Genomic DNA, 24,031 nt, shown 5'->3' with positions numbered 1-24,031 from the left:
AAATACCCTATAGAGTAGACTTTTTTAAAGTGTCTATTCTATAGGGTACATTTTAGCATTCGGCACAGATTAGCTTTTTATGTTTTAATATTTTTTATTCTTATCGACCCCGAGGCTGCGACTGCTTCAGTCGCAAGATGCGTAATTTCAATCCACGCACCTTCGTAGGGGAAGTGCTGGTTGCACTTTCCTTTGAGCCTGGGGGTCGAAATGAGTATTATTTTTCGACCCGGATAATGATTATGACAACTTTCCAGCGCCAAAATTCAAAGATCATCCGGCATTCCTCCTCCCAGAAGAATAGGATAATTATACCACAAGATAAATTGATTGTCATGAAGGGAGTTGATCGCATTGGCAGGAGGACGGAAGACTAAGTATCATACACATGTAGAACCCAAACTTCTGCTTATCGCAGCTTGGGCTAGAGACGGATTAACCATGGAGCAGATAGCGGCAAAGTTGGGTGTAGCATATTCCACTTTTAAGATCTATAAAGGTCAACAATCGGCTTTATCGGCTGCCTTAAAAAAGGGACAGGAAGTAGCTGACGTGATGGTCGAGAATTCGCTGTTCAATCGTGCTATCGGTTATCAGTTCGATGAGGTGACCAAAGAATCTGATAAGGTGCTGAATCCTGAGACCGGTGAATGGGTTAACGTCATGGTCGAGACTAAGCGAGTCACTAAAGAGGTGCAGCCAGACGTTACTGCACAGATATTCTGGCTTAAGAATCGTCGTCCTGATAAGTGGCGAGACAAGCAGGATATTCAGCATAGTGGTGGGATTGAAGTTAATAACCCTCTCAAGGATCTTACAACGGACGATCTCAGGAAGTTGATCCGTGATGGTTGATATCGAAACAATCAAAAAGTATGCCCGAATCGAACTTGCTAACCGCGAGTTCTTTTCTTTTTGTCAGGCTATGGCACCTGATTTCTATAAATCCGAAAGGCAATACCTGATTGACCTATGCGATGAGATGCAAGAGTTTTATGAGTCAGGCGATGATATTTTGATCGTTAATGAGCCGCCACGCCACGGTAAGAGTCGTACAGCGTCCATGCTTGCACAATGGGTATTTGGACAAGACCAATCAGCTAAGATCATGACAGGTTCATACAACGAGACTCTGTCCACTACATTCAGTAAAGCGGTTCGTAATGGTATTAGTACCGTTAAGGCAGACCCTAATGTCATTGTGTAAAGTGATATATTCCCTCAAGTTAAGATCCAACGTGGTGATGTAAGTATCAAGACCATGATGAACGATAGCTGAGACAAGATCCATGCTGTCGTTGGGGGTCCAGTTAGCCAAGAGTAGGGCCAACCTGCCTAAGAATGTGTTACCTCTGATTAGGTTGTTGGTTGGACTGATCGTTGGTCTAGTAGCGTATCCATTCACGGATCTCGTCCTGACGCTTAGATTGAGGGATGGGAGATTGGCTGGGCTGTTTGCAACTGGACTGTTTGAGTTGGCGTTTAATAAATGATCGGGACCGACGAGGGAGTAAATTCGCAAGGGCTTGGGAATATGCCCTGCTGACTTCGATTGAAGGGATTTTCGTGAAATATCACTAAGATAGAACTACAATGTGGTCCTTGGTGTGGGACACATGCTCAATAATGCTATGGAATTATTATTGTCGTATGTGCTAGAATAACTCTAAGAGATTCTATAGTTACCTAATCATATAAATGAGATGGTCCCTTTTCTGTGTCACAACATAATTATTTTGGGGTGTGAGTTGATGAAAACAAAGGATATAGATATTCGTACATCTCTCCATCACATGTTAAATAAGGAACATGAGTTTGAGCTAGACACATTAATTGTTGATGAGCTAGCTCTTTGCCAGGGAGATGCCCGAATTGATGTAGCTGTTGTGAATGGAGCTATAAGTGGATACGAGATAAAAAGCGAAAGTGATACCCTTATAAGGCTTCCAGCACAGTGTGAGTTTTATAATAAAGTTTTTGACAGTGTTACTATTTTGACCGCATCTAAATTTATTGATGGAATTATGGATATTATCCCCGATTGGTGGGGGATAACGCAGGCTGAGAAGGAAGAGGATGGGGTAGTTCATTTATTTGGATTGAGGGAACCTCAGCAGAATTTAAATGTTGACGCTTTTTCTGTGTCACAACTTTTATGGCGGGATGAAGCTATATCGATCTTAAAAGAGAAAGGCTTGCAAAGGGGTTTACTAAGCAAGCCACGTCAGGTTTTATGGGAAGCACTAGCTAATGAATTGCCTCTAATAGAACTACAGTATGAAGTGCGGAAGAGTCTTAAGGCAAGATCAGGTTGGCGAGTTCAGTAACAACATAAACGATATGATGGTTGGTCCCGGATTTGCGCCAGTTGGTTGCATTTCCGGGACCGTCATCGTTATTGGCTACTTGCTGAATATAATGGTCACCAGCACTGAAAGTTGAGCCAGAGTATTCCAAGTGTGATATTACTTGAGCGGCTAATTGATGATATTGGGCTCCACCATATCTTTTAATCGTGCGACCTTTGAAGATAATATATTTGTTGTCACCTGTGTAACGGATATTAGCACTCATATTTATAAACCTGGGATCCGCTTCAAATGGTACTGGATTTGATATTCCGTAGTCACCATAAGAAAGGATTCTTTTTACTGTACCTGAGTGAATAAGTCTTTTCCAAATAATCCATTCTGTTCTCTCAATTTGATCTATTGAATTAGCGACCACCGATGATAGATCACTTGGAAAGGCAGTGCCACACAATACTACTCTTCGCCATTGGCCTAAGTAGGGAATAGAATTGAGGACACCGGTTAGAAATAGAACTGTTCTGTTCTGTTGGTCAGGATTTGAATATTCATAATCTAGAATCAAGTCAACTTCAGAAGGTTCTACTGACAGTTGTGAAAGTAGTAAATCGATATTGTTTTGTAAATCACTAAAGTCTTCTTCCTTAAGACGAAAACAAATGCCGTTTCCATCTTGTTGATGTGCAGACATTACTTCACTTTGGTAGGTCAACTCACGGGAGAAGCTTGTGACTGGAATAACATTTACTCCTCGATTACGAGCTTCTTGTAGGACGAAATTTAGTGGATGTTGTCCATTTGATAAATAGTCGCTAGTATCAATGAAATTTAAATCTATGAAGATTGGATTGTCCAATCCCCACGATCTTGTAAGTGTATCTCCAATCTTAGAAAGATGCTCATCAATTGATTTCTTGGGAACTTCATTTTCAAAATCCCAATCAATTGGAGGGATCTCCAACAGTGGAATAATTGCTTGTTTTACATTTATACTTAATTCTTCTAATGCTTTTTGTTCCCCTTGTTTCCATTTTAAAATAGGTACATAGTCTATCATTTTACTTACCTCCTATAATTCTTCATCGGATGAAGTGACTTTTTTAGGACTTATGTACTTATGATTATATATATCAAAAGTCGCAAGTTGGCGATATATGGAACTATACATACAATTATTAATAATTTGGAAGTGTTTTGTTGAATCCAAAACATTTAACGGTAGTAGTTTGAGACCTAAAGTTAACAGAACTTTTATCTATTTCTAAACTCAACATAATCCCACTTTAAGGTTCACCTCCTAATATAAAATAAGTTTAGGCCCCGCAAGATAATTACTGAAACATTTATCACTCGTGACACATGCTCTATATCTTCATATGTACCCACTGAGGACTTTCTATTATCCTCACCTTCACGCGCGCCCGCTTATAATTACTTCACGAGCAAGCTTTATAGCAACCCGCTGATTGTTTGCTGCAGGTATATGTAGTTCCTTTTTTATGTTCATCAGTCATGATTCTTAATTTTATATCAAACGGCTGAATCTAATGACAACTATCTATTTCCTATTGACTTCTTTTGGTTAAAGGGTGTGTCAACGCACATTCTGTGTATTAGTCCTCCAAGTAAGGCGTTAGGGTTTCTTTTGGAAGATTCAAGATAAGTGGCTGGTTATTCTCCTTTCCATCTACTTGAGTAATTTTGTCTATCCTTGATGGTCGTTTCACTCCACCACTTCAAAAATTCCTTTCGTTCTATCAACAAACTCATGTTTCCCACACGGAAATTTAGTATTTTCCCGCTACTGCTATACTATCTGTTACCATTCTACTTTATCAATAAATGCTAATCTCTTCATAAGATAGCCCATTTACTTTGTCAGAATCTTTGATTTCGGAGTTTTCGGAGCCCCTAAAAGGGACACAATGCTAAAGAGAGACTTAATTAATCATTTTTAAATTGTGGACGATAAACCGGGTAAGGGGATTCATGAATGCAAAGTTGCGTTGCGATATTCGTTGCAATACAAGTAGCGTGTAGAACGGGTTATAGCATCAGAGATGGGATTGCAGGTTGTTAAGTATTGTTAAGGTTGAGTAATCTATATTGAAGATATGGAAGGGGAATCGTATGACAGCTCTTGAACAAGCGATTGCAGATATAGTGGCTGTCCATGTGGCAGCGGCTGAGAAACGGATCATGGATCGACTATCGGCTGAATCTGATAGGAATTTAACTTTTACTGAAGCTTGTACGTATTTGCAAATGTCATCTTATACATTACGTAGACTTTGCTCAGATAAACGTGTTCCCCATCGTACTCACGGAGCAGACGGGAGTAAAAATCCAAGATACCTATTCAGTACGGTTAGCCTGGAGCGTTGGAAACGTGAAGAGGAAGATCGGAACTATCGATCTGAGAGAGGTACAAGCCAATGAGTAAAGTAACCGATCTAGTAGCTGATGATAGCAGCAAGGGTCAATTGAGCGCTATGAAATTCAAGATGATCCTGGAGTGAAGGTATTCAGCTATTTGTGGAACCACGGATATTCACTTAATTCCCATAGATTTCGACTGAGAAAGGAGAGCAATATATGAAGAAAGCGCAAATAACGGTCACAGTTGAGACTATCCCTCATCCAGAACCGGAACGTCTTATCAATTTGTGGTCTCAGATCGTCTTGAAGGAACTACTTCGGCGGGAACAAGAGCAGAATGGACAATCCAATAAGTAAGGTTTTGGATATACTGCTCTGAGGTAATAAAATGAACAAACTTCAAACCTTTAACTACGATTCCCAGTGTATACTGGCAGGAAAAACGGAATTCTCTCAACCTACATCAAAATGATTTAAGTTGAGAGAATTCTCACGGCTCAATTTTGAGCAGTAAGATTATACGAACGAAAGAGGTCTGCACGAAATGGTGCACCCTTAAATCATTGCCGCAATCTAGTTCACGGATGTGATTGCAGAATATAAGAAGTTGATCGAGGGTTATGTCGTAATCGTGAAAGACTTGGCTATCCGATCGGGTGGGGCGTGAACTGAAAATAGAAAGGAGGACTAACTGTGGGACGATCTAAAATTTTAAACCTTGATCAGCTTCCGGATATTCTTACTCCACAACATGTGGCTGACTATGTTGGCATTTCACGGCAGAGAATATATGAGTTTTGTCAGTGTAAAGAAATTAAGAGCTTCACTATCGGAGCTTCTCGTAAAATCCATAAAGCAGATATGCTGATCTGGCTAAATAGGATAGGGGTACAAGCCAACGAGTAAGGTAATAGGATATAGCAGCTGGATAAGTATAGTGTCCGTGTTGCCTTATATAAATTTAGAATGATCAGTGTGATTCCATTGCCGCAAAAGTGCCGCAAAACTTGCCGTAAAAACATACTAAACAGGAATAAAAGAATATAAGTGAAGTCCGAAAAGCCTATGTATACAAGGTTTGTTTCCATTTCACATAACTAAATTATAAGTACCAACCCACCTTGACAGGGTAGGGGTCACTGGTTCGAATCCAGTACAGATCATCAGCGAGAACCCTTGTGTATCAAGGGTTTTTCTTGTTTTATGGATTCTAGTTATTGTTATCATTTCTTCACCTGAAAAAAGGGTGGATTAATATATATGATTCATATTCTAAATATTATTAGGACGGCCGAAGTCAGGAGAACTAATAATTTCCGCTACGAATATAGAGCAAGCGCCAATGATCAGCAAAACAATAACCATTATAATAACAAATACTTTACCATTCATCATTTTCACCTCGGTTTGATTATACCAAATATATAACCACAAAGGGGCGATAAAAGAGGAAGTCACACTGCCGAACAGGAACGAGCAACCGCGTCTCCTCAGAAACAGATGTTGCGATCATGACTCAAATATAGCGTGCAAAATCTAAACAAAGAAATCCTGCTCATTGAGCAGGACTGTAAATTTCATTGAAGCTTATGATTCAGGTCGCTTCACTTGAAGGGGAGGAGGGATTATCCAACCTTTTTCTTTGCTAATTTCAAGGATTTTAACTCCCAAAGCTGCTGTAGCGAGATGGTATTTAGCGAATAAAGCACCAACATCCACTCTAATTGATTGAGCCATAGCTTGGCTACAAGCAACCAGTCCGATAGCAGCATCTGCGCCAATTTTAGCAGCTATTTCAGGATCCGTAAATCTTGCGCCCGCAGGGATATCTTCAAGTTTTACGGATGGTCTTTCAGGCATGATTGGTGCGGGAGAAAACCCGTTCTCAGTAAGTAATTGATCGCATTCTTTCATCTCCAGCTTTGCTTGATCAATAAGATCGTTTAATATCTTTTTAAGCTCTTTGTCACCAGCGTGGTTTAAAAATGCTTGGTAGCATGATACAGCGCCTCTGGCAACCATAGAGCAACTCCATACAGTAAAAATTTCACCATAATGCATTGGTTCGTCTTTTGGATTACCGTTTAAAATACCCATTAATTTTGCACCTTCTTTTCATAATTTTTTTTACAAATAGTATTATCCCCAAAAAAAATAAATGATGTAAGAATGATCTGCATTCATAGTGATAGTCATATGGTTAATCCCATTACACATGAAATGACAACCTCTTGGGGACTATAAATAAATGCCCTATAATTAATTAGAAAAAATGGAGTGATCGCTATGGAAAGTTCAGGACGTGAGCAATTTGTTGCCGTACAGAAGAATGGAGATGGAGATCTAACAGCATTTCAGACATCATCGGGTCGTGTGTTGGGTTATGAACAAGCGCTTCAGGAAGTGAATACAGGTGCCATAGCGGGTGTGAATATATTTAAAGGAAAAGACGGTGGACTGTACATTCGTGGAGATGCGGATGGAGATCCTTCTAACAATCTAGATCAGCTACCAACTTTTGAATAGGTTCTAATGCAAAAAGTCAGCTATAGACTCCCGAATGGGACTGTAGCTGGCTTCTTTTTTAGGGTAACTCATACATAAGATGCTGCTCTAGGAAGATCATTTCTCCAGCATGCGAATAGTAATCATCTAACTCGTCTCCATAATGCATTAAATAAATCATCTGTTGAATTTCGTTGGGTAGTGTTAAAAGTTCTTGAAGCGTTGTATGAACTTCGCCTACACCTTGTAATTGGCACTCATGAAGGATCGTTGTGCACCCTCGTTCTTGAACAAGAGATTGAAGCAGAGTAGGATCAAACGTCATGTCAGCACTATAAAAAAGGCTGTTATTCATATATATAGAGAAACTTGCTTTCCCAGGGATATGTTTCGTAGGCATAAGTTCAACCGTTATATTGTCAGATATACGATAAGCTTGTAATGGTTGTAGTGTTCGAACGTCGAAAAGGTCTTCTAATGAGTGGATCTCTCCTTGCTGATAACACCCACCCTTTAAAGAATTTTCCCATAAAGGTTCAACGAGATCACTTGCAATATAAAGAATCATTTTACGGTTGTAAAGATATTTCATCTTGAATGCTAATTCTTCTAGTCCGCCGACATGATCCGCGTGAATATGAGTGATCAATACGGCATTAATATCATCAAAGGATTTGTTGAGCTGGTGTAGCGCATGTGGAGCGGTGTGACCACAATCCACAAGAAGAGTGAATTGATCATCATAGAATAAGGCATTGTTATTGTAATATTTCTTAGCAAAGGCACTACCGGTGCCTAACATTTCGAATTGAATTCCGATGATCGATAACCTCCTTAATGAAATGTAGCATTACTATATCATTCATTTATTTACGAACACAAAAGTTATTTCTCCAAGATCGCGAGTCTAGAGTTCCCCTTGGGCAGATCCCTCATACAATACAGTATGTTTATACAACTGGAAATGAGGTGCAAGGATGGTTAAATCCAAAGGCAAGAAACCAGTGCAACATAATGGTGAAAAGATCGCAAAAGGTATGAAAATTGTGACATCTCAAGTGTGTGAGGTCTGTAAGACACCTTGTGTAGACGGAATTCGATATAGAGAACGAATGAGAGTACCTGGTGCCATAGGAAAAGGTATTCCTTGTATACTAACCAAATGGAGTAAGTAAACAAATTTGAAATAAAAAACCTACAAGAAATTCTTGAGGGCACTGAAAAACTTATGTTATTAAATTTTTAAAATAAATTCAAATAAATGAAGGCGACTTTTCATTCAGAATCGAATGGAAAATCGCCTTCATTTATGTTCTGCTCTATCTCTTTCACTTCATAAGAGTCAATATTCTCTTGAGATTGACAGCGAATATGGTCATTGCCCCTTGCATTTGCATGCCAATGAGACCTGAGGAAGATGCAACATCATACCCATGTCTATGTTTTAATTCGCTGTTTTTGGCTTCAATTTTATAGCGCTCTTTTGCCTTTTCTTTGAAGTATTCACCTTCTTGGAATGCTTGCTGATCACTATGTTCTGTTGATCTGATGCTGACCGAATAGGTTTTTGATTTTGCCCCTTCTTTATAACAACCTTCTTTCAAGGGACATTGCTTACACTTTTCAATATCAAAGTGATACGTATCTGTTTGATTTTTCCCTCTATTTTTCTTACCTTGACGAGCCCTGCGAATCGCCATATGTCCAGCTTTACAAACGTACATCCCCGCATCTTTATTAAACTCAAATTCATCTTCTTTTTTTCGAGTTCCTTGAGTAATCAGCGGGTGTAATTTTGAAACTAGTTGTAATTCATTTTGTTTGGCATATTGAATATTATCTTTCTCAGAATAGGCTGTATCTCCAATGACGGTATCAATTTCCATACCGGTTTCGCGGCTTTTCTCAATGAGTGTTTGAAGTTGTTTCCCATCACTTTTTTCACCTGTCGTGATCACTGCAGCTGTAATGATACGTTCTTCATTCATCGCAAGATGTGTTTTATAGCCAAAGAAAGAAGTGTCAGCTGTTTTGTGACCGACACGTGCATCGGGGTCATTTGCAAATGGAAGATGCTCTTCGTGATCTTCTACGATTTCTTTTAAATAGTTAAGCTTTTCTTTTACTTTTGGGTATTCACGAATCGCTTCTTCTTGTTCCACTGCATGAATGACTTTTCGGCAATACTCTAGTTCATCTTCTAATTGGTTTGTTGTTGTTTTTGATGGGAATTTATCCTTCATCTTTTCATCGATTTGATAAACGGCTTTTCGTAGCAGTTTAGACTTTTCCATTAAAATCTCTTTAGGAGATTTTTGATTGTAACGTGCTTTTGAATGTGTGGCGTCTACAATAATCGCGCTGCTTTTTATGATTTCTTTTTCCAATGCGATTTCTACTGTTTTATGAATAAGCATGTCTAGTAGGTTTACGTCTTTCAAACGAAGTTTGCGAAACTTCGTTAAAGAACTCGAATTGATGACGCCATCTTCCGGCGCCATATCTAAGAAATATTTGAAAGACAAATCATATTTCGATCGTTCTACGACATCCACATCGGATACATCAAAAATGGATTTCAATAACAAATATTTGAACATACGAATGGGTGGCACTGCGTTGCGACCGTTATCGAGACAATATTTATTCTGCAATTCTTCATGAACAAATGAAAAATCTACGAGATCATTGATTTGACGTAACATATTATCTTTAGGTACGACGATATCGTAAATGGCTATGTATGGACTGAGGTTAAGAGATTGTTGGTTTGGAATCATCGTGAACACCCGCCTGAATTTGATACCTTTATTATATGAAAAACAGGCATCTTTTGCACGAGTATATCGTGCAAAAGATGCCTATAAACCAAAATTGATACTTGCAGAAGACGAAGGATACTGTTCGAAGCAGCGAAGAAGACGGAATTGTCCTGGAGAAGCGTAAGCGTTCGCCTTTGCCCTCTGATTTCAACCGCTGAGGCGGTATATAATCAAGAAATCGGAGGGCAACAGCGAGCGGAAGGACAATCCGTTATCGTAGCGGCATCCTACACAATGTGTGGACTTTTTCAGTGCCCTCGAAATTCTTCTGTAGGTTTTTTTAGAAGAATCATCCTTTTGACCGCAACTTGCATGGTGATTACGTGTATATATAAGTATAACATCATGAATGGAATAGGTTGGAAGGGAGAGTTGAATGATGAGGTGGAAAAAGGTAATTGTGAGTACGATTGTCATGTCTCTCATGGGCGGGTCATTGCTATTTGCCGATTCTGGGAACGAGAAGGTTCGATTTTGGGTCAACGGACAGGAAGTTCAAGATAGTGGGTTTCTAATTGAAGGTAGGGCGTATATCCCTATTCGCGCGTTTGACGGTCATGTGAGTTGGTACCGTAATAACAATCAAATTAAAATCATAAAGCCTAATGTACATATCTTCTTGTTTAAGGGAGATACCGTATTCGGGAATGTCAATAAAGGTAAATTGAAATTTAACGTATTTAGTCAAGTGGATAATTTAACAGAGAATGTTGTATCCGTGAAGGTAGCGATAACAGATCCTGAAGGTGCTACGAAGGATATTCAATCACAGGATCTAGATAATGATCAGAAGGATAACTTCTGGTTCCGGACCAATGATTTTACATATGATTTCAAGAATGCTGGGAAGTACACGATCGGATTCTATATCAAGTATTCCAAGAATTCTGACTATGAAATGGTCTCGCAAAAGGTAATTACTGCGTTCAACTAGACACAGACGTAAGATGTGCAATGGGCAGAATTGACCGGATTTGTCTTACATGGTACTATACATTAGGATAAGAAATCAACTTGAAGTGAGGTGTTAAAATGAGCGATCACAAGCATGAACACGGAGAAGATTGTGGATGCGATCATGAGCATGGTGAAGAGGATGAATTGGTCCTAACGTTGACGGATGAGAATGGAACAGATATAGAAATGGTTCTAGTAGAAACTTTCGATGTTGGCGATAAGGCATATGCTCTTTTACTTGAACGTAATAACCCTGAAGCAGACGGCATAATCTTACGTATGGAAGAAGAGGACGAGGAAATGGTTCTTTATAACATCGAGGATGAAGAGGAATGGAAATCTGTGGAGGAAGTTTATAATAAGCTTGTTGCACAGCAAGAATAGATGATAGTCATCTAGATAGAAGAAGCTCCGTACCCACAAGGTATGGAGCTTCTTCTATGTTTAGTTTAAGATTCATTTGTTTAAAAAATAGCATCGGTCTCCACGATAACTTTAATATTGTGAATATAACGATCTTCTGGCCCTTTTACAGGTAAACCAACTTCAATATGATCAATAATGTAATCGATATTATCTTGCGAGATGACTTCACCTGGTAGAAGAATAGGAATACCTGGTGGATACACATAAATAAATTCAGCAATAATACGGTCAGCTGATTCTTTGAATGGAATAACCTCTGTATCTCCATAGAATGCTTCTCTTGGATTGATGGAGAGAAGAGGAATCTCAGGAATTTTAATTACTAATTCATAGGCTTGGTTCTCTACGTAGTAGGTATCTGACAATGTACGCAAAGCTGATAAAAGAATTTCAATAGTATCTTCTTTATCACCTGGTGTAACTAGACAGAGAATGTTATACATATCACTTAACTCAACTTCTAGGTTGTAATTCTCCCGTAACCAATTCTCAGTTTCGTAACCAGTAATGCCAAGATGACGAACATGGATCGTCAGTTTCGTAGGATCAAGATCATGAGTAGCTTCCCCACCAAGAATCTCTTCTCCGAAGCAATAAAGTCCATCCATCTGATTAATTTCTTTTCGCGCATATTGGGCAAGTTCAATAGCTTTCTGTGCTATAGCGTGTCCATGTAATGCTAGGTTACGTCGTGATGTATCTAGCGAGGATAGTAGTATATAAGAAGTTGAAGTCGTTGTTAACATACTGAATATGGTCTGAACTCGGTGTGCATTTACAAAGCCATTCTTGACGTTTAGATTTAGAACGGAACTTTGCGTCATTGAGCCACCTAACTTATGAACACTGGTAGCAGACATGTCTGCACCGGCTTCCATAGCAGAGATTGGAAGATCCTCATGGAAATGAATTAACACACCATGTGCCTCATCGACTAGAACAGGGATATTGCGACTATGAGCCAACTCAACAATTTCCTTTAGGTCTGCACATAATCCGAAATACGTTGGATTGATGACTAATACGGCTTTGGCATCAGGATGCCTGTCCAATGCTCTTTTTACAGAAGTTGTTGTAATTCCGTGGTCAATCCCTAAATTCTCATCGCGAGCTGGGGATACAAACACTGGTTTTGCTCCAGAAAATACGATCGCTGACATGATGGATTTATGAATGTTTCTGGGAATAATAATCTTATCTCCTGGCGAACAAGTGGATAGAATCATCGTCATAATTGCACCACTTGTACCTTGTACACTAAAATAGGTATAATCAGCACCAAAGGCATCAGCTGCTAAGGCTTGTGCTTCTTCAATAACACCAGTAGGTTGATGTAAATCGTCCAATGGAGCAATGTTAATTAAGTCTATGGAAAGGGCATTTTCCCCAATAAATTGTTTGAATTCGTCATCAGATCCTCGACCTTTCTTATGTCCAGGAATATGAAATTGAACGGGGTTAGTAGCAGCATGATTCTTAAGCGCTGTAAACAACGGTGTTTTGCTATGATCCATGGAAATTTCACACCCTTCCTTCAAATAAAATACAAGGATGAGTATAACAAATCGGGGAGGGAATGCAAGCTTTTGTTATATGAAACAAGTGTAAATTTCGAAGTTATTCTATATGTTGAGAGGAGCCACCATGACTGAATTAACATCATCACGTTCTAAAAGAGTTGCTAATAATCAATTAAGGACTCCGTTTTTTGTGGAACTTCTGATTATTATTTTCCTAGTGGAATTTCTCAAAGGATCTTTACTTGTAGCTATATTACCCATATATATGAAGAACGCTTTAGGATTAACAGCATGGAGTGTAGGGATTGCCTTCTCATTGCAATATGTAGGTGATAATCTATTTAGAAGTCCTTTTGGCTGGCTAGCAGAACGATTGGGTTACCGCAAGACGATGTCAGGTGCACTAATGATGACTGTGATTGCGGTTGTCATTATAGCATTCACCTCTGCTCCAATCTGGATTGCTATAGCATGTTTAATTCTAGGGATAGGAACATCTCCACTGTGGCCTTGTGCCATGATGGGTGCTACAGAAGTGTCAGGTCCGAATAATAGCAATGGCACGGCAATCGGTGCGCTTGAGACAGCCTCTTTATTAGGCATAGGGTTGGGACCTATTGCTATGAATTTCATGATGCAATGGACGAATTCTAATTATCATACTTCTTTTTTGGTGCTTATAGGAAGTGGCATCATTCTTGTTCTAGTGGCATTACTTCTACCTGGCAAGACGATAAGTATAGAATCGCGTAAAAAAGCGCAAGAAATTGCCCACACCAATGTGATCCGATTAGTAATGCATAAAGTGAAACAGCTGGTAATGAGTGTCAAGCATACGATTTACGAAGTGAAACATTCGCTCAACGTAAGCTGGCTTATCTATCCAGCATTGTTCTTACAGTCTTTTGTGATTGGAATATTAACCCCAGTCATTACACTGTATGTTCAAAGCGAATTGGGATTTACACCTAATATGTATAGTTTACTATTGATCGCTGGTGGGGGAATTACGGTGGTTGCCCTTATTCCTTGTGGCAAATTAATAGATCGTTACGGAACAGCAGCTTTCTTGCATACTGGGTTTATTCTTGCAACGATATCGATATTTGTGTTCTCTATGGTTCATTCCGTCATCTTAGTGTTCATCATGGTAGCTCTAATTGGGATAAGTTATGCATTTATTCTGCCTGGCTGGAATACGTATGTATCTCATTTAGTACCTAAGGGGGAAAGAGGAGCCATTTGGGGATTCTTCTTAACACTTCAAGGATCAGGAATGGTAGTAGGACCATTGGTTTCGGGTAAATTATGGGATGTATTGGGGCACGAGGCCCCTTTTATAGCAAGTAGTCTTGTCATGGCTCTATTATTTGTTGTTCATTTATTACTGACACGCAGATCCCGTCCAGGGCTAATGGCTATGAAATAGATAATATACTATGCAAAAGACATTCTATACAGCGGTAAGAGTTGTTCGAATGTGTTATGAATAAGTGCTTGCAGTTCTTCACCATGCTGCAGAATAGGATCATCTTGGTTAATTCGTAATCCGCACATGATTTCAGCCTTCTTTATAGTAGATAATTTATTGCCCATCATTTGGAGATCATCTTGACTAACATCTGAGTGCAGTGTTCCTTCCGGGTTCATATGATCCATAGACCAGTAATAATGACTAGGTACCGATTTATGAATCTTTGCTGTTTGCTTATGAAGCTGCAGTGCAAACTGAATTTTATTAGGGCTTTCATAAATCACAGCAAAGATGATGAATAGGTGAGTACCAAACATGCCTACTTGAAAATGAGGTAAAGCTTTATATCCTCGTTTATTAGCTGCAAAGGCTACCCACGTATCGTTTGGTGGATTCACCTTGCGGCGAGCATGCTTGGCAACATGTGGGAACATCTCTTCCCCACAGATAGCAGATAAGAACGGCGCAGTTTCCTGACCGATAATTGTAAGTTTGGGGCGAACATTCTCTATTAGTGCCTCCATACGATGCTCTAGGCCTGGCACGCTAAAAACATCGAAGTCTTGTTTCGTAAATTCTGTGAATGACATGGTATTTCCTCCTGTACACTATGATGAATGGGTATTTCAACAGTATAACATACCGTATATATGTGGGATGCAGTGACTCACTTTCTTCACATTTAGGTATTTATGTTTAATGTAGAATTATTAAGGGTAAAAATAGTCAATAAACCAAGTTACCATTACATAAGATAAAGTATAAAATAGATCAAGCAGAAAATTAAACTGTGTTCGTAACCTTAATGATATCGGAGGGATATTTTTATCCAATTTAGGAGGGAGTGCCGTGAATAAGAACTGTGATGTGGAGTACTGTAATCTGGAACTCCGTTTCAATCGACGACATATCCAAGATTTAATTAAAGATTTAATTCAAGAAGGCTATTCCCTTTATTGGAGTGAGAATGAAACTATATTTATTATCTCCATAAGAACCGGACGCAAATTAGTTAAACTGCGTTTTCTAAAGACACGTAGCGGTTATAAAATGGTAGGAGATTATGTTATTCGTGATGCGAAGCTCTCCGATTGGATCGAGAAATTAATTGGGGATACAAGAGGCCATGCCGTTGTAAAACGATTTAAAGACAGACAGATTCTTATCGAGAATATACTGTTTGGTGAAGTGATTCGTTTAGTTGAGATATCTGGTTATGAGCAACGTGTGCTATACCAAAAGGGAGATTCATTTAGCGAACGTGAGATGAACGAGATGTATTATTCTAGTGAAGGCGATCTGCGATTACAATTACAACGCATGGAAATGGATGATGAATTAGAGAAGTTATACGAAGCGATGAAGGAAAATGATACGCAGAAGATAGAAGTGTGCAAAGAACGACTTAGTGAAATTAGCAGAGAATTAACTACGCTTGAATGGTGATTTCGACTTTTGTGAATAATGAATAGATACTCAGCATGAACACCTCTGGTAGCTGTGAGGTGTTTTCTGTGTCTAAAATAAGCAAGAGGGGTTCACTTATTGAAGTAAAAACGTTAAGATATAGAATGAGTATAAATGCCGTATAATAAATAGAGCAAAGGATGAGGAACCAGATGGCAAAACAACAGATAGGGGTCATTGGACTTGCTGTAATGGGTAAGAATTTGGCTCTAAATATTGAGAGTAGAGGCTTTTCAGTCTCAGTTTATAATCGCTCTCCAGAGAAAACGCATGATCTTCTAAAAGAAGCTGAAGGTAAGAACGTAAGCGGTGCATTCAGCGTAGAAGAGTTTGTGGCATCCCTTGAAATACCTCGCAAGATACTAATTATGGTACAAGCTGGTAAAGCTACGGACGCGACGATTGAACAATTGCTACCTTATCTTGATCAAGGAGACATTATCATCGATGGTGGTAATGCGTACTTCCCTGACACTGTTCGTCGTAGTAAGGACCTTGAAGATAAAGGATTCCGATTCATTGGAGCGGGTGTCTCTGGTGGAGAAGAAGGCGCATTGAAGGGGCCTTCTATTATGCCTGGTGGTCAAGAGAGTGCTTATCAATTAGTTGAGCCGATCCTAACATCAATTTCAGCTAAGATTGATGGCGAAGCTTGTAGTACATATATTGGACCCGATGGTGCCGGACATTACGTTAAGATGGTACACAATGGTATCGAGTATGGTGACATGCAGCTCATTTGTGAAGCTTATCAACTCTTGAAGGATGTTCTTCATCTAGATGCTAAAGAAATCCATGAAATATTCACAGAGTGGAATAAAGGCGAATTAGATAGTTATCTGATCGAGATCACAGCTGATATATTCTCTAAATATGATTCCGAGACAGGTAAGCCTATGGTTGATGTTATCCTGGATTCTGCTGGACAAAAAGGTACTGGTAAATGGACGAGCCAAAGTTCACTAGATCTTGGTGTGCCATTATCCATGATTACCGAATCCGTATTCTCACGATTCTTGTCAGCGATGAAAGAAGAACGTGTAGAAGCTAGTAAGATCCTTAATGGACCTACAACGAAACCATTCGAAGGGGATAAAGCTGAGTTCATCGAAAATGTGCGTAAAGCTTTGTTCACAAGTAAAATTGTATCGTATGCCCAAGGTTTTGCACAACTACGTGTTGCTTCTGATGAGTATGGATGGAACCTCCAATATGGTAACCTTGCTAAGATTTGGCGCGGTGGATGTATTATTCGCTCAAGATTCTTGCAGAATATTACAGATGCTTACGAGAAGAATGCAGACTTGAAGAATTTATTGCTGGATCCATTCTTCAAAGATATTCTTGAGAATTATCAAGGTGCATGGCGTCAGACAATTTCAGCTGCAGTAACACAAGGTGTTCCTGTACCTGGATTCTCAAGTGCCCTAGCTTATTATGATAGCTATCGTACGGAGAGATTGCCTGCTAACTTGCTTCAAGCTCAACGCGATTATTTCGGTGCACATACATTCAAACGTGTGGATAAAGAAGGTAGCTTCCATTTTGATTGGATGAATGAGTAGGATTTCGTTAACTTGAATTGGATTCTGAATAACATAGCGGTATCAATCCATATAATGCTTCTCTGAGATAGGTACGAACTTCTTCTTGTTCAAGATAGCTTGTACCCGTATGACTGAGAAGTAATAGGCTGATCTTGCTGAAATATTTGAAATTACGTAGTAAACGTGGCTTAGGGAGATCCAGCAATGCTGGCTCACCCTGAGCCAATTTTTGTTGTACATAATGAAGTACCCATAGAATATCTTCACGACGTAACGTATAGTGAATATCACATATTTGTTGTAAGTGTTTATTACTATCATTAATAGAACAACGAGATTGTTGCATCGTATCCAATCACTCCTTGAAGTTATGAGTATGTTTGATTTATAACGTATCTTGAATCTAGTATATGTGACTCTATTATAATTAGAATCATCTCAATTGAGATGGATAGATGATTGTCGAAACTTTTAGGCCTGTGGTATGATATGTAGCAATGAGTAACATGACGTTGTGTGAATATTTAGCGCTATGCTTGAATAAAGGGGTGGGAGTTTGACTCAGTCACAGCACAATATTATTTTGGTAGGAATGATGGGTACGGGTAAATCTACAATTGGCAAGTGGCTCGCACAACATCTTGAATATATCTTGGTTGATTTAGATGCAGCGATAGTGGCGCAGGAAGGTGAGAGTATTGCAACGTTATTCACCACTTATGGTGAAGCTCATTTCCGTGACCTTGAAGCTATTCTGCTAAACCATGTTCTTTTAGGTTCCAATCAAGTCATTGCTACAGGCGGCGGAGCTGTTCTGCGACAAGAGAATTGTGAGCGAATGAAACAACAGGGTTGGGTAGTGGCGTTGACTGCTGAAGTAGAGGATATCGTTACACGTGTCGAAGGGGATAAGCAGAGACCTTTGTTAGCAGGAAATACGCAAGAGAGAATCAGAACAATTCATGAACAGCGCAGAGATGCATACCTCTTTGCGGATTATACTGTAAATACATCTTTATATTCAGTTGAAGAAGTGGGACCATTGATTTTATCCAATTACCGCGTTTAAGAAGGAATGCATCATTATAAAATATAATCTATTTACAATAAAAGGAGCTGCTCATTCGTGGATATTATTGTTCATCCTACACCAGAATTAAGTGGACATATTGGAGCTTTATCTTCTAAGAACTATACAACTCGCTATTTACTTGTAGCTGCATTGGCGGAAGGCACGAGTACGATACATTTTCCAGCACATAGCGAAGACAGCGACGCTATGAGACGTTGTATTCAGGATCTTGGCGCAACGCTTATAGAAGATGATGAGAAGGCAATTATTACAGGGTTTGGCAAGCAACCGAGTGATGTTAAAGAACTTAATGTTGGCAATGCTGGTGCTGTATTGCGTTTCCTCATGGGAATTGCTGCACTTAGTCCTGAAGTTACCTTTGTGAATACATATCCAGATTCTTTGGGCAAAAGACCTCATGATGATTTAATTGATGCGCTACGTCAATTAGGTGTTGAGGTAGATCATAATAACGGTAGGTTACCCATAACCATTAGAGGGGGTAAACCAAGAGGCGGTCGTATTAAAGTATCCGGTGAGGTGAGTTCACAATATTTGAGTTCATTATTGTTCGTAGCACCTTTACTAGAGGAAGATAGTGAGATCGAAGTTACGGGTGATCTCAAATCTAAAGTCGTCGTAGGTCAGACTCTTGAAGTTCTTGAGCAGGCTGGAATTGTAATTCATGCAAGAGAAGACTATATGTTATTCCAAATCCCAGGCAGACAACATTATCAAGCTAGAGAATATACGGTTCAAGGTGATTATCCAGGTTCAGCAGCTATTCTGGCGGCAGCAGCGGTTACGCAATCCGATGTGATTGTAGAGCGATTGTCTGTCAACAGTAAGCAAGGTGAACGAGCAATCGTTGATGTATTACAAATGATGGGTGTAGATCTAACACATAAGAATGATATCGTTCATGTCAAAGGAAATGGTAGATTGAAAGCGATAGAATTTGATGGGGATGCAGCTACAGATGCTGTTCTTGCAATGGTTGCTGCAGCTGTATTTGCTGAAGGGACATCAAGATTCTACAATATAGAGAATCTAAGGTATAAAGAATGTGATCGAATCACAGACTATTTGGCAGAACTTCGCAAGGCAGGGGCTCGTGTAGAAGAAAAACAAGCCGAGATTATTGTTCATGGTCGTCCTGAAGGTGTCGAAGGTGGCGTAGAGATTAATGCACACTACGATCATCGTGTGATTATGGCTTTAAGTATAGTAGGCTTAAGATCATCACAACCAATCACCATTAAAGACGCGCACCATGTTGCTAAATCTTATCCACAATATTTCGATCACTTACAAGCTTTAGGTGGCAAGGTGAAATGGATTTAATCTTAAATTAAGAAATATAATTCAAATGAAATGAGGGATGGTCATGTCATTTAGTAATCCAACTCGTGAAGATATCACACAGATATTGAAGAATGCTGGAAATATTGCTATTGTCGGCTTATCAGATAAAACGGATCGCACTTCATATATGGTCGCACAAGCCATGCAACACAAAGGATATCGAATTATTCCTGTTAATCCAACGGCAAGTGGAACGACAATTCTAAATGAAACTTGTTATGCTTCTCTGCAAGACATTCCACACGACGTCGATATTGTGAATGTATTTCGTCGGAGTGAGTACTGTGCAGAGGTAGCTCGCGATGCAGTTGCCATTGCTGCTAATGTTCTTTGGTTACAACAAGGTGTTATTAGCGATGAAGCTGCACAGATTGCACAAGAGAACGGGTTGACGGTGATCATGGATCGTTGTATTAAGGTTGAAGATGCATTGGCTAACTAAAAGAGTTCTATTCATAGTTGAATGTGTAAGGGAAGGGAGAGTGTCATCTTGAATTGGTTGGGATCTTTACAACAACTAGGAAGAGCGGTCATGCTCCCTACGATGGTATTACCTGCAGCAGCCATTCTATTGAGTGTAGGTAGTCTGCCATGGGCAGCATGGGGACTACCAGCCATAGCCGAAGTCAGTACATGGGCAGGTCAAGGTATATTTTTCTTCTTACCTTATTTATTCGCTGTCGGAGTAGCACTAGGACTTGCTAACCAAGGGGGACCCGCGGGTCTTGCTGCATTATCGGGTATGTTTATTTACGATCAGATCACTAGACATATCGGTAATGGAAGTGTACAGCCTACGATATTAATCGGCATCATCTTTGGAATGATTGCAGGTGGGTTATATAATCGCTTCAAACATGTTAAACTCCCCGAAGTATTACAATTTTTTGGTGGATCACGTTTTGTGCTTCTATCGATGGGATTGTTCTCGGCTATATTTTCTTGGTTCATGATTGGGATCTCCCCCATACTTCAAAAAGGGCTTGATGAACTCACCTTGTTAGTGACACATTTAGGTGGGTTTGGTCTTTTCATATATGGCATGTTATATCGTATCCTTACGGCCTTTGGTCTACACCATTTATTAAATAATGTATTCTGGTTCCAGATTGGGAACTATACAACACCGCAAGGGAATGTGGTTCAAGGAGATTTACCACGTTATTTCGCAGGTGATCCCACGGCAGGTGTGTTCATGGCTGGACTATTTCCAATCATGATGTTTGCTTTGCCTGGTATCGCTTTAGCGATTATTCATGAGGCGCGTGAGGATCTCAAACCAAAGATCAAAAAGACATTCTTAACAGCAGCTTTGGTCTGCTTCTTTACAGGTGTATCAGAACAAATCGAGTTTGCTTTCTTATTTGTGGCTCCATACATGTATATTGTTCATGTTCTATTATCTGGCCTAGCTATGTGGATTACGTATGCCCTTGGGATTCACCATGGATTTTCTTATTCAGCTGGCGCAATTGATTACATACTTAATCTTCATTTATCCCAGAATGCCTGGATGATCATTCCGATTGGGGTTGTGTATGCAGTTATCTATTATGTATTATTTCGTTGGGCCATTCATCGATTCCAAATCCCGACACCGGGTCGAGAAGAAGGATCAACCTTGGAAGATTGGGCAGGAAATATTCCTTATCAAGCCCCATTGATTCTTGAGGCACTTGGTGGCAAAGAAAATATTGTTCAGGTAGAATCATGTATTACAAGACTGCGAATTACGGTCAAGAATGATAGATTAATTGATAGTAACGCCATTAGATTACTAGGATCAGCAGGTTTGATCAAGCTCGGTGGAGGCAATGTTCAGATTGTATTTGGGACGTATTCTGAATTGATCCGTGAAGAGATTAGCAAGTTGATGCAAAGGGATTTGCCCCAGGTACTCTTTAGCGCGCCTATTCAGGGACGTATGCTACCTATTGAAGACGTGCCTGATCATATATTTGCTACCAAGTTAGTAGGGGATGGAGTAGCTTTCATGCCTGAACGAGATGAACTGGTCTCGCCGGTATATGGAACGATTATTCATATATATCCTACGATGCATGCGATTGGTATCTCTACACCTGAAGGTTTGGAAGTACTTCTTCATATTGGGATTGATACATCACAACTAAAAGGTGGATACTTCCAAGCAGTCGTCAAAGAAGGAGATACGGTTATCCCAGGTCAGTCACTTATCAAATTTGATCTAGCCTATATCCGCAAACATGCTAAGTCATTGGCGACTCCTATGGTTATTACGAATCCCGAGCGTGTGAAGTCATGGAGTTTTGCTCCATTTAAGACTGTGAAAAAAGGTCAGACATCCGTGATGTCTGTTGTGTTATACGATGTGAATGCTGGAGGGTCTGAAACATGATACAAGGAATTGGAGCAGCATCAGGTGTTGCTATAGGTAAAGCGTTTGTCCTACCCAGTTGGGAATGGGATATGCCTGAGTCAAGAATAGATACGATTGATTTAACTAAAGAATTTGAGCGTTTGTACGAAGGCATACGGACATCGAGAAGTGAGATTGAGATCATTAGGAATGAATTCAAAGAGGTTGTAGGAGAAAAAGAACCGAATATCTTTGATGCTCATCTCGCTATTCTCGAAGATCCCATCTTTATGAATGAAATTCAAGGAATTATTGAACGTCAATATAAAGCGGCAGAAGTTGCTGTGAAAGAAGCAATCGATCATTTCGTGACGATGTTCGATTTGTTGGATGATGAATACATGAAAGAACGAGCCTTAGATATCAAAGATGTTGGAAATCGTTTGTTAAAGCATCTACTAGGTGCTCCTGAGATTACGTTACCAGAAGATACACAACCTTATATTCTAGTAGCTAAGGAGCTCTCACCATCACAATTAGTACATTTGAATCCTAATCATGTACTAGGCATTGCAACCTTAGTTGGAGGGAAGACCTCTCATTCTGTCATTATGTCTCGGGCTTTAGGAATTCCCTTTGTATCTGGGTTAGAGAAGAATCTGAAGATACCTATTCAGACTGGAGATATGATTATTATTGATGGCGACACAGGTCATGTATTTGTTGCCCCTGATGAAACAATCATAGCTGACTATACAGGAAAGAGAGTTCAACAATTTCGCAAAAGAGAACAACTTCAGTTGTTGGCTACGGTTGAAGCAGTAACCAAAGATGGTGTGCAGATAAACCTAAATTCTAATATTAGTTCGATTAAAGAGATGGAAACGGCATTGAAGTATGGTGCCAATGGTGTTGGACTATTTAGAACTGAATTTATATATATGAATCGAGAATCATTCCCGACAGAACAAGAGCAGTTCGATATCTATCGACATGTCGCACAATCCGTAGGCAATGGGTCTGTTGTAATACGTACGTTGGATATTGGTGGGGACAAGCACTTGGATTACTTTGCTCTTCCTGAAGAGGAGAATCCATACCTTGGTTATCGTTCAATTCGAATTAGTCTAGATCGCAAGGACTTGTTCAAGATTCAGTTGAGTGCCATATTGAGAGCCAGCTATTATGGCAATGTAAAGATCATGTATCCCATGATTTCTTCGGTGGAAGAGATCAGACAAGCTAACGAAGTTCTTCATGAAGCGATGTCAGAATTAGACGAACAAGGAATCTCATACAATCGTGATATTCAGGTAGGTATCATGATCGAAGTGCCGGCAGCTGTAATGATTGCAGATCTACTTGCGAAAGAAAGTGATTTCTTTAGCATTGGAACAAATGATCTTGTACAATATGTACTTGCCGTAGATCGGATGAATGAGAAAATCGCACATATGTATCATCCCTATCATCCAGCGATCCTTCGTATGTTACGTTCTATTGTAGAAGCGGCGAGGAATGAGGGTATTCCTGTCAGTGTCTGTGGTGAAATGGCTGGGGATGAGCGTTCTATTCCTTTGTGGATCGAGTTAGGGGTGTATGAACTTAGTATGTCACCCGAATCTTTGCTCAGAATAAAGCATCGACTCCTGAACACATCGGCTGAAGAAGACAGAGAAGTGGCTAAGAGATGTTTACAAATGCATACAAGCACAGATATTGAGCGATTGTTGAATGAATATCATGAAACGCATAGAAGTAGTATTTCTATTGCTGAAAGTTAGTAAATTAAAGATCGACCTCCTTATAATCGTAAGAGATTATAAGGAGGTCGATTTTTCTTATTGCAC

The 24,031-nt window shown here is 39.6% G+C and carries 26 protein-coding genes; 19 read left to right on the top strand and 7 right to left on the bottom strand.

Annotated elements, in window-relative coordinates:
• Positions 1 to 354: 354 nt before the first annotated feature.
• The 4 genes from ACH8E3_RS15260 (at position 355) to ACH8E3_RS15245 (ending at position 2,327) form a co-directional block, all read left to right on the top strand.
• Entirely contained in the window at positions 355 to 855 is a 501-nt protein-coding gene (locus tag ACH8E3_RS15260; protein WP_458633499.1) for a transposase, read from the top strand.
• Complete coding sequence (locus ACH8E3_RS15255; RefSeq protein WP_458633498.1) at positions 845 to 1,207, top strand: hypothetical protein; 363 nt, start codon at positions 845 to 847, stop codon at positions 1,205 to 1,207. Before ACH8E3_RS15260 ends, ACH8E3_RS15255 begins: the two co-directional genes overlap by 11 nt.
• An 82-nt stretch (positions 1,208 to 1,289) precedes the next feature.
• On the top strand, positions 1,290 to 1,493 hold the full coding sequence (locus ACH8E3_RS15250) for a holin (protein ID WP_458633497.1): 204 nt from the start codon (positions 1,290 to 1,292) through the stop codon (positions 1,491 to 1,493).
• Between the two features lie 258 nt (positions 1,494 to 1,751).
• Positions 1,752 to 2,327, top strand: a complete 576-nt coding sequence (locus tag ACH8E3_RS15245) for a sce7726 family protein (RefSeq protein ID WP_458633496.1) — start codon at positions 1,752 to 1,754, stop codon at positions 2,325 to 2,327.
• Here ACH8E3_RS15245 and ACH8E3_RS15240 read toward each other — a convergent pair.
• The gene (locus ACH8E3_RS15240) at positions 2,296 to 3,366 is read right to left on the bottom strand and encodes a beta family protein (protein WP_458633495.1); all 1,071 of its coding nucleotides are present in this window, start codon (positions 3,364 to 3,366) and stop codon (positions 2,296 to 2,298) included. The two genes, ACH8E3_RS15245 and ACH8E3_RS15240, sit on opposite strands and share 32 nt — an antisense overlap.
• A gap of 1,073 nt (positions 3,367 to 4,439) precedes the next feature.
• Between ACH8E3_RS15240 and ACH8E3_RS15235 the strand changes: the two genes are divergently transcribed.
• From ACH8E3_RS15235 to ACH8E3_RS15225, 3 genes are all read left to right on the top strand, one after another.
• On the top strand, positions 4,440 to 4,748 hold the full coding sequence (locus ACH8E3_RS15235) for a helix-turn-helix domain-containing protein (protein ID WP_458633494.1): 309 nt from the start codon (positions 4,440 to 4,442) through the stop codon (positions 4,746 to 4,748).
• 156 nt (positions 4,749 to 4,904) lie between these two features.
• Positions 4,905 to 5,045 (top strand): hypothetical protein, encoded by a 141-nt coding sequence (locus ACH8E3_RS15230; RefSeq protein WP_458633493.1) that lies wholly within the window; start codon positions 4,905 to 4,907, stop codon positions 5,043 to 5,045.
• A gap of 336 nt (positions 5,046 to 5,381) precedes the next feature.
• Entirely contained in the window at positions 5,382 to 5,594 is a 213-nt protein-coding gene (locus ACH8E3_RS15225; protein WP_458633492.1) for a helix-turn-helix domain-containing protein, read from the top strand.
• 681 nt (positions 5,595 to 6,275) lie between these two features.
• Here ACH8E3_RS15225 and ACH8E3_RS15220 read toward each other — a convergent pair.
• Complete coding sequence (locus tag ACH8E3_RS15220; RefSeq protein WP_458633491.1) at positions 6,276 to 6,785, bottom strand: DUF3231 family protein; 510 nt, start codon at positions 6,783 to 6,785, stop codon at positions 6,276 to 6,278.
• A gap of 189 nt (positions 6,786 to 6,974) precedes the next feature.
• Between ACH8E3_RS15220 and ACH8E3_RS15215 the strand changes: the two genes are divergently transcribed.
• Complete coding sequence (locus ACH8E3_RS15215) at positions 6,975 to 7,214, top strand: DUF3892 domain-containing protein (protein ID WP_458633490.1); 240 nt, start codon at positions 6,975 to 6,977, stop codon at positions 7,212 to 7,214.
• A 58-nt stretch (positions 7,215 to 7,272) separates the two neighbouring features.
• On the opposite strand, the gene ACH8E3_RS15210 is transcribed toward ACH8E3_RS15215, so the two are convergent.
• Complete coding sequence (locus ACH8E3_RS15210; protein WP_458633489.1) at positions 7,273 to 7,995, bottom strand: MBL fold metallo-hydrolase; 723 nt, start codon at positions 7,993 to 7,995, stop codon at positions 7,273 to 7,275.
• A 175-nt stretch (positions 7,996 to 8,170) separates the two neighbouring features.
• Between ACH8E3_RS15210 and ACH8E3_RS15205 the strand changes: the two genes are divergently transcribed.
• Positions 8,171 to 8,368 carry a hypothetical protein gene (locus ACH8E3_RS15205; RefSeq protein WP_458633488.1) on the top strand — a complete coding sequence of 66 codons (198 nt, stop codon included), beginning with the start codon at positions 8,171 to 8,173 and terminating at the stop codon, positions 8,366 to 8,368.
• A 153-nt stretch (positions 8,369 to 8,521) separates the two neighbouring features.
• On the opposite strand, the gene ACH8E3_RS15200 is transcribed toward ACH8E3_RS15205, so the two are convergent.
• The gene (locus ACH8E3_RS15200) at positions 8,522 to 9,973 is read right to left on the bottom strand and encodes an IS1182 family transposase (RefSeq protein ID WP_458633487.1); all 1,452 of its coding nucleotides are present in this window, start codon (positions 9,971 to 9,973) and stop codon (positions 8,522 to 8,524) included.
• Positions 9,974 to 10,394: 421 nt separating this feature from the next.
• Here ACH8E3_RS15200 and ACH8E3_RS15195 point away from each other — a divergent pair, with 421 nt between their 5' ends.
• Both ACH8E3_RS15195 and ACH8E3_RS15190 read left to right on the top strand, forming a co-directional pair.
• On the top strand, positions 10,395 to 10,949 hold the full coding sequence (locus ACH8E3_RS15195) for a copper amine oxidase (RefSeq protein WP_458633500.1): 555 nt from the start codon (positions 10,395 to 10,397) through the stop codon (positions 10,947 to 10,949).
• A 98-nt stretch (positions 10,950 to 11,047) separates the two neighbouring features.
• On the top strand, positions 11,048 to 11,356 hold the full coding sequence (locus ACH8E3_RS15190) for a DUF1292 domain-containing protein (protein ID WP_458633486.1): 309 nt from the start codon (positions 11,048 to 11,050) through the stop codon (positions 11,354 to 11,356).
• 80 nt (positions 11,357 to 11,436) lie between these two features.
• Here ACH8E3_RS15190 and ACH8E3_RS15185 read toward each other — a convergent pair whose 3' ends face one another.
• The gene (locus ACH8E3_RS15185; RefSeq protein WP_458633485.1) at positions 11,437 to 12,912 is read right to left on the bottom strand and encodes an aminotransferase class I/II-fold pyridoxal phosphate-dependent enzyme; all 1,476 of its coding nucleotides are present in this window, start codon (positions 12,910 to 12,912) and stop codon (positions 11,437 to 11,439) included.
• A gap of 130 nt (positions 12,913 to 13,042) precedes the next feature.
• Between ACH8E3_RS15185 and ACH8E3_RS15180 the strand changes: the two genes are divergently transcribed.
• Positions 13,043 to 14,347, top strand: a complete 1,305-nt coding sequence (locus ACH8E3_RS15180) for an MFS transporter (RefSeq protein ID WP_458633484.1) — start codon at positions 13,043 to 13,045, stop codon at positions 14,345 to 14,347.
• 8 nt (positions 14,348 to 14,355) lie between these two features.
• Here the strand turns inward: ACH8E3_RS15180 and ACH8E3_RS15175 are convergent, their stop codons facing one another.
• Positions 14,356 to 14,982 (bottom strand): YktB family protein, encoded by a 627-nt coding sequence (locus ACH8E3_RS15175; protein WP_458633483.1) that lies wholly within the window; start codon positions 14,980 to 14,982, stop codon positions 14,356 to 14,358.
• Positions 14,983 to 15,241: 259 nt separating this feature from the next.
• Between ACH8E3_RS15175 and ACH8E3_RS15170 the strand changes: the two genes are divergently transcribed.
• Both ACH8E3_RS15170 and gndA read left to right on the top strand, forming a co-directional pair.
• Positions 15,242 to 15,838 (top strand): hypothetical protein, encoded by a 597-nt coding sequence (locus tag ACH8E3_RS15170; protein WP_458633482.1) that lies wholly within the window; start codon positions 15,242 to 15,244, stop codon positions 15,836 to 15,838.
• A gap of 173 nt (positions 15,839 to 16,011) precedes the next feature.
• The gene (gene gndA / locus ACH8E3_RS15165) at positions 16,012 to 17,424 is read left to right on the top strand and encodes an NADP-dependent phosphogluconate dehydrogenase (protein ID WP_458633481.1); all 1,413 of its coding nucleotides are present in this window, start codon (positions 16,012 to 16,014) and stop codon (positions 17,422 to 17,424) included.
• Between the two features lie 7 nt (positions 17,425 to 17,431).
• Here gndA and ACH8E3_RS15160 read toward each other — a convergent pair whose 3' ends face one another.
• The gene (locus tag ACH8E3_RS15160) at positions 17,432 to 17,752 is read right to left on the bottom strand and encodes a hypothetical protein (protein ID WP_458633480.1); all 321 of its coding nucleotides are present in this window, start codon (positions 17,750 to 17,752) and stop codon (positions 17,432 to 17,434) included.
• A gap of 210 nt (positions 17,753 to 17,962) precedes the next feature.
• On the opposite strand from ACH8E3_RS15160, the gene ACH8E3_RS15155 reads away from it, so the two are divergent.
• The 5 genes from ACH8E3_RS15155 to ptsP are packed head-to-tail and all read left to right on the top strand — an operon-like array spanning position 17,963 to position 23,965.
• On the top strand, positions 17,963 to 18,475 hold the full coding sequence (locus tag ACH8E3_RS15155) for a shikimate kinase (RefSeq protein ID WP_458633479.1): 513 nt from the start codon (positions 17,963 to 17,965) through the stop codon (positions 18,473 to 18,475).
• 57 nt (positions 18,476 to 18,532) lie between these two features.
• A complete protein-coding gene (aroA, locus tag ACH8E3_RS15150; RefSeq protein ID WP_458633478.1) occupies positions 18,533 to 19,822 on the top strand; it encodes a 3-phosphoshikimate 1-carboxyvinyltransferase in 1,290 nt (429 codons plus the stop codon).
• 43 nt (positions 19,823 to 19,865) lie between these two features.
• A complete protein-coding gene (locus tag ACH8E3_RS15145; RefSeq protein ID WP_458633477.1) occupies positions 19,866 to 20,285 on the top strand; it encodes a CoA-binding protein in 420 nt (139 codons plus the stop codon).
• A gap of 48 nt (positions 20,286 to 20,333) precedes the next feature.
• Positions 20,334 to 22,220, top strand: coding sequence for a glucose PTS transporter subunit IIA (locus tag ACH8E3_RS15140; protein ID WP_458633476.1), 1,887 nt, complete (start codon positions 20,334 to 20,336; stop codon positions 22,218 to 22,220).
• The gene (gene ptsP / locus ACH8E3_RS15135) at positions 22,217 to 23,965 is read left to right on the top strand and encodes a phosphoenolpyruvate--protein phosphotransferase (RefSeq protein WP_458633475.1); all 1,749 of its coding nucleotides are present in this window, start codon (positions 22,217 to 22,219) and stop codon (positions 23,963 to 23,965) included. Before ACH8E3_RS15140 ends, ptsP begins: the two co-directional genes overlap by 4 nt.
• The last annotated feature ends 66 nt before the right edge of the window (positions 23,966 to 24,031 follow it).

The organism is Paenibacillus sp. CMAA1364 (genome assembly GCF_054373195.1).
The sequence above is the reverse complement of the archived record's forward strand: the minus strand, read 5'-3'. Positions and strand labels throughout refer to the sequence as shown.

Coding starts and splice junctions, on each gene's coding strand:
- ACH8E3_RS15250 (WP_458633497.1), top strand. CDS start 1,290: ATGCTGTCGTTGGGGGTCCAGTTAGCCAAGAGTAGGGCCAACCTGCCT.
- ACH8E3_RS15245 (WP_458633496.1), top strand. CDS start 1,752: ATGAAAACAAAGGATATAGATATTCGTACATCTCTCCATCACATGTTA.
- ACH8E3_RS15240 (WP_458633495.1), bottom strand. CDS start 3,366: ATGATAGACTATGTACCTATTTTAAAATGGAAACAAGGGGAACAAAAA.
- ACH8E3_RS15235 (WP_458633494.1), top strand. CDS start 4,440: ATGACAGCTCTTGAACAAGCGATTGCAGATATAGTGGCTGTCCATGTG.
- ACH8E3_RS15230 (WP_458633493.1), top strand. CDS start 4,905: ATGAAGAAAGCGCAAATAACGGTCACAGTTGAGACTATCCCTCATCCA.
- ACH8E3_RS15220 (WP_458633491.1), bottom strand. CDS start 6,785: ATGGGTATTTTAAACGGTAATCCAAAAGACGAACCAATGCATTATGGT.
- ACH8E3_RS15215 (WP_458633490.1), top strand. CDS start 6,975: ATGGAAAGTTCAGGACGTGAGCAATTTGTTGCCGTACAGAAGAATGGA.
- ACH8E3_RS15210 (WP_458633489.1), bottom strand. CDS start 7,995: ATGTTAGGCACCGGTAGTGCCTTTGCTAAGAAATATTACAATAACAAT.
- ACH8E3_RS15205 (WP_458633488.1), top strand. CDS start 8,171: ATGGTTAAATCCAAAGGCAAGAAACCAGTGCAACATAATGGTGAAAAG.
- ACH8E3_RS15200 (WP_458633487.1), bottom strand. CDS start 9,973: ATGATTCCAAACCAACAATCTCTTAACCTCAGTCCATACATAGCCATT.
- ACH8E3_RS15195 (WP_458633500.1), top strand. CDS start 10,395: ATGAGGTGGAAAAAGGTAATTGTGAGTACGATTGTCATGTCTCTCATG.
- ACH8E3_RS15190 (WP_458633486.1), top strand. CDS start 11,048: ATGAGCGATCACAAGCATGAACACGGAGAAGATTGTGGATGCGATCAT.
- ACH8E3_RS15185 (WP_458633485.1), bottom strand. CDS start 12,912: ATGGATCATAGCAAAACACCGTTGTTTACAGCGCTTAAGAATCATGCT.
- ACH8E3_RS15180 (WP_458633484.1), top strand. CDS start 13,043: ATGACTGAATTAACATCATCACGTTCTAAAAGAGTTGCTAATAATCAA.
- ACH8E3_RS15175 (WP_458633483.1), bottom strand. CDS start 14,982: ATGTCATTCACAGAATTTACGAAACAAGACTTCGATGTTTTTAGCGTG.
- gndA (WP_458633481.1), top strand. CDS start 16,012: ATGGCAAAACAACAGATAGGGGTCATTGGACTTGCTGTAATGGGTAAG.
- ACH8E3_RS15160 (WP_458633480.1), bottom strand. CDS start 17,752: ATGCAACAATCTCGTTGTTCTATTAATGATAGTAATAAACACTTACAA.
- ACH8E3_RS15145 (WP_458633477.1), top strand. CDS start 19,866: ATGTCATTTAGTAATCCAACTCGTGAAGATATCACACAGATATTGAAG.
- ptsP (WP_458633475.1), top strand. CDS start 22,217: ATGATACAAGGAATTGGAGCAGCATCAGGTGTTGCTATAGGTAAAGCG.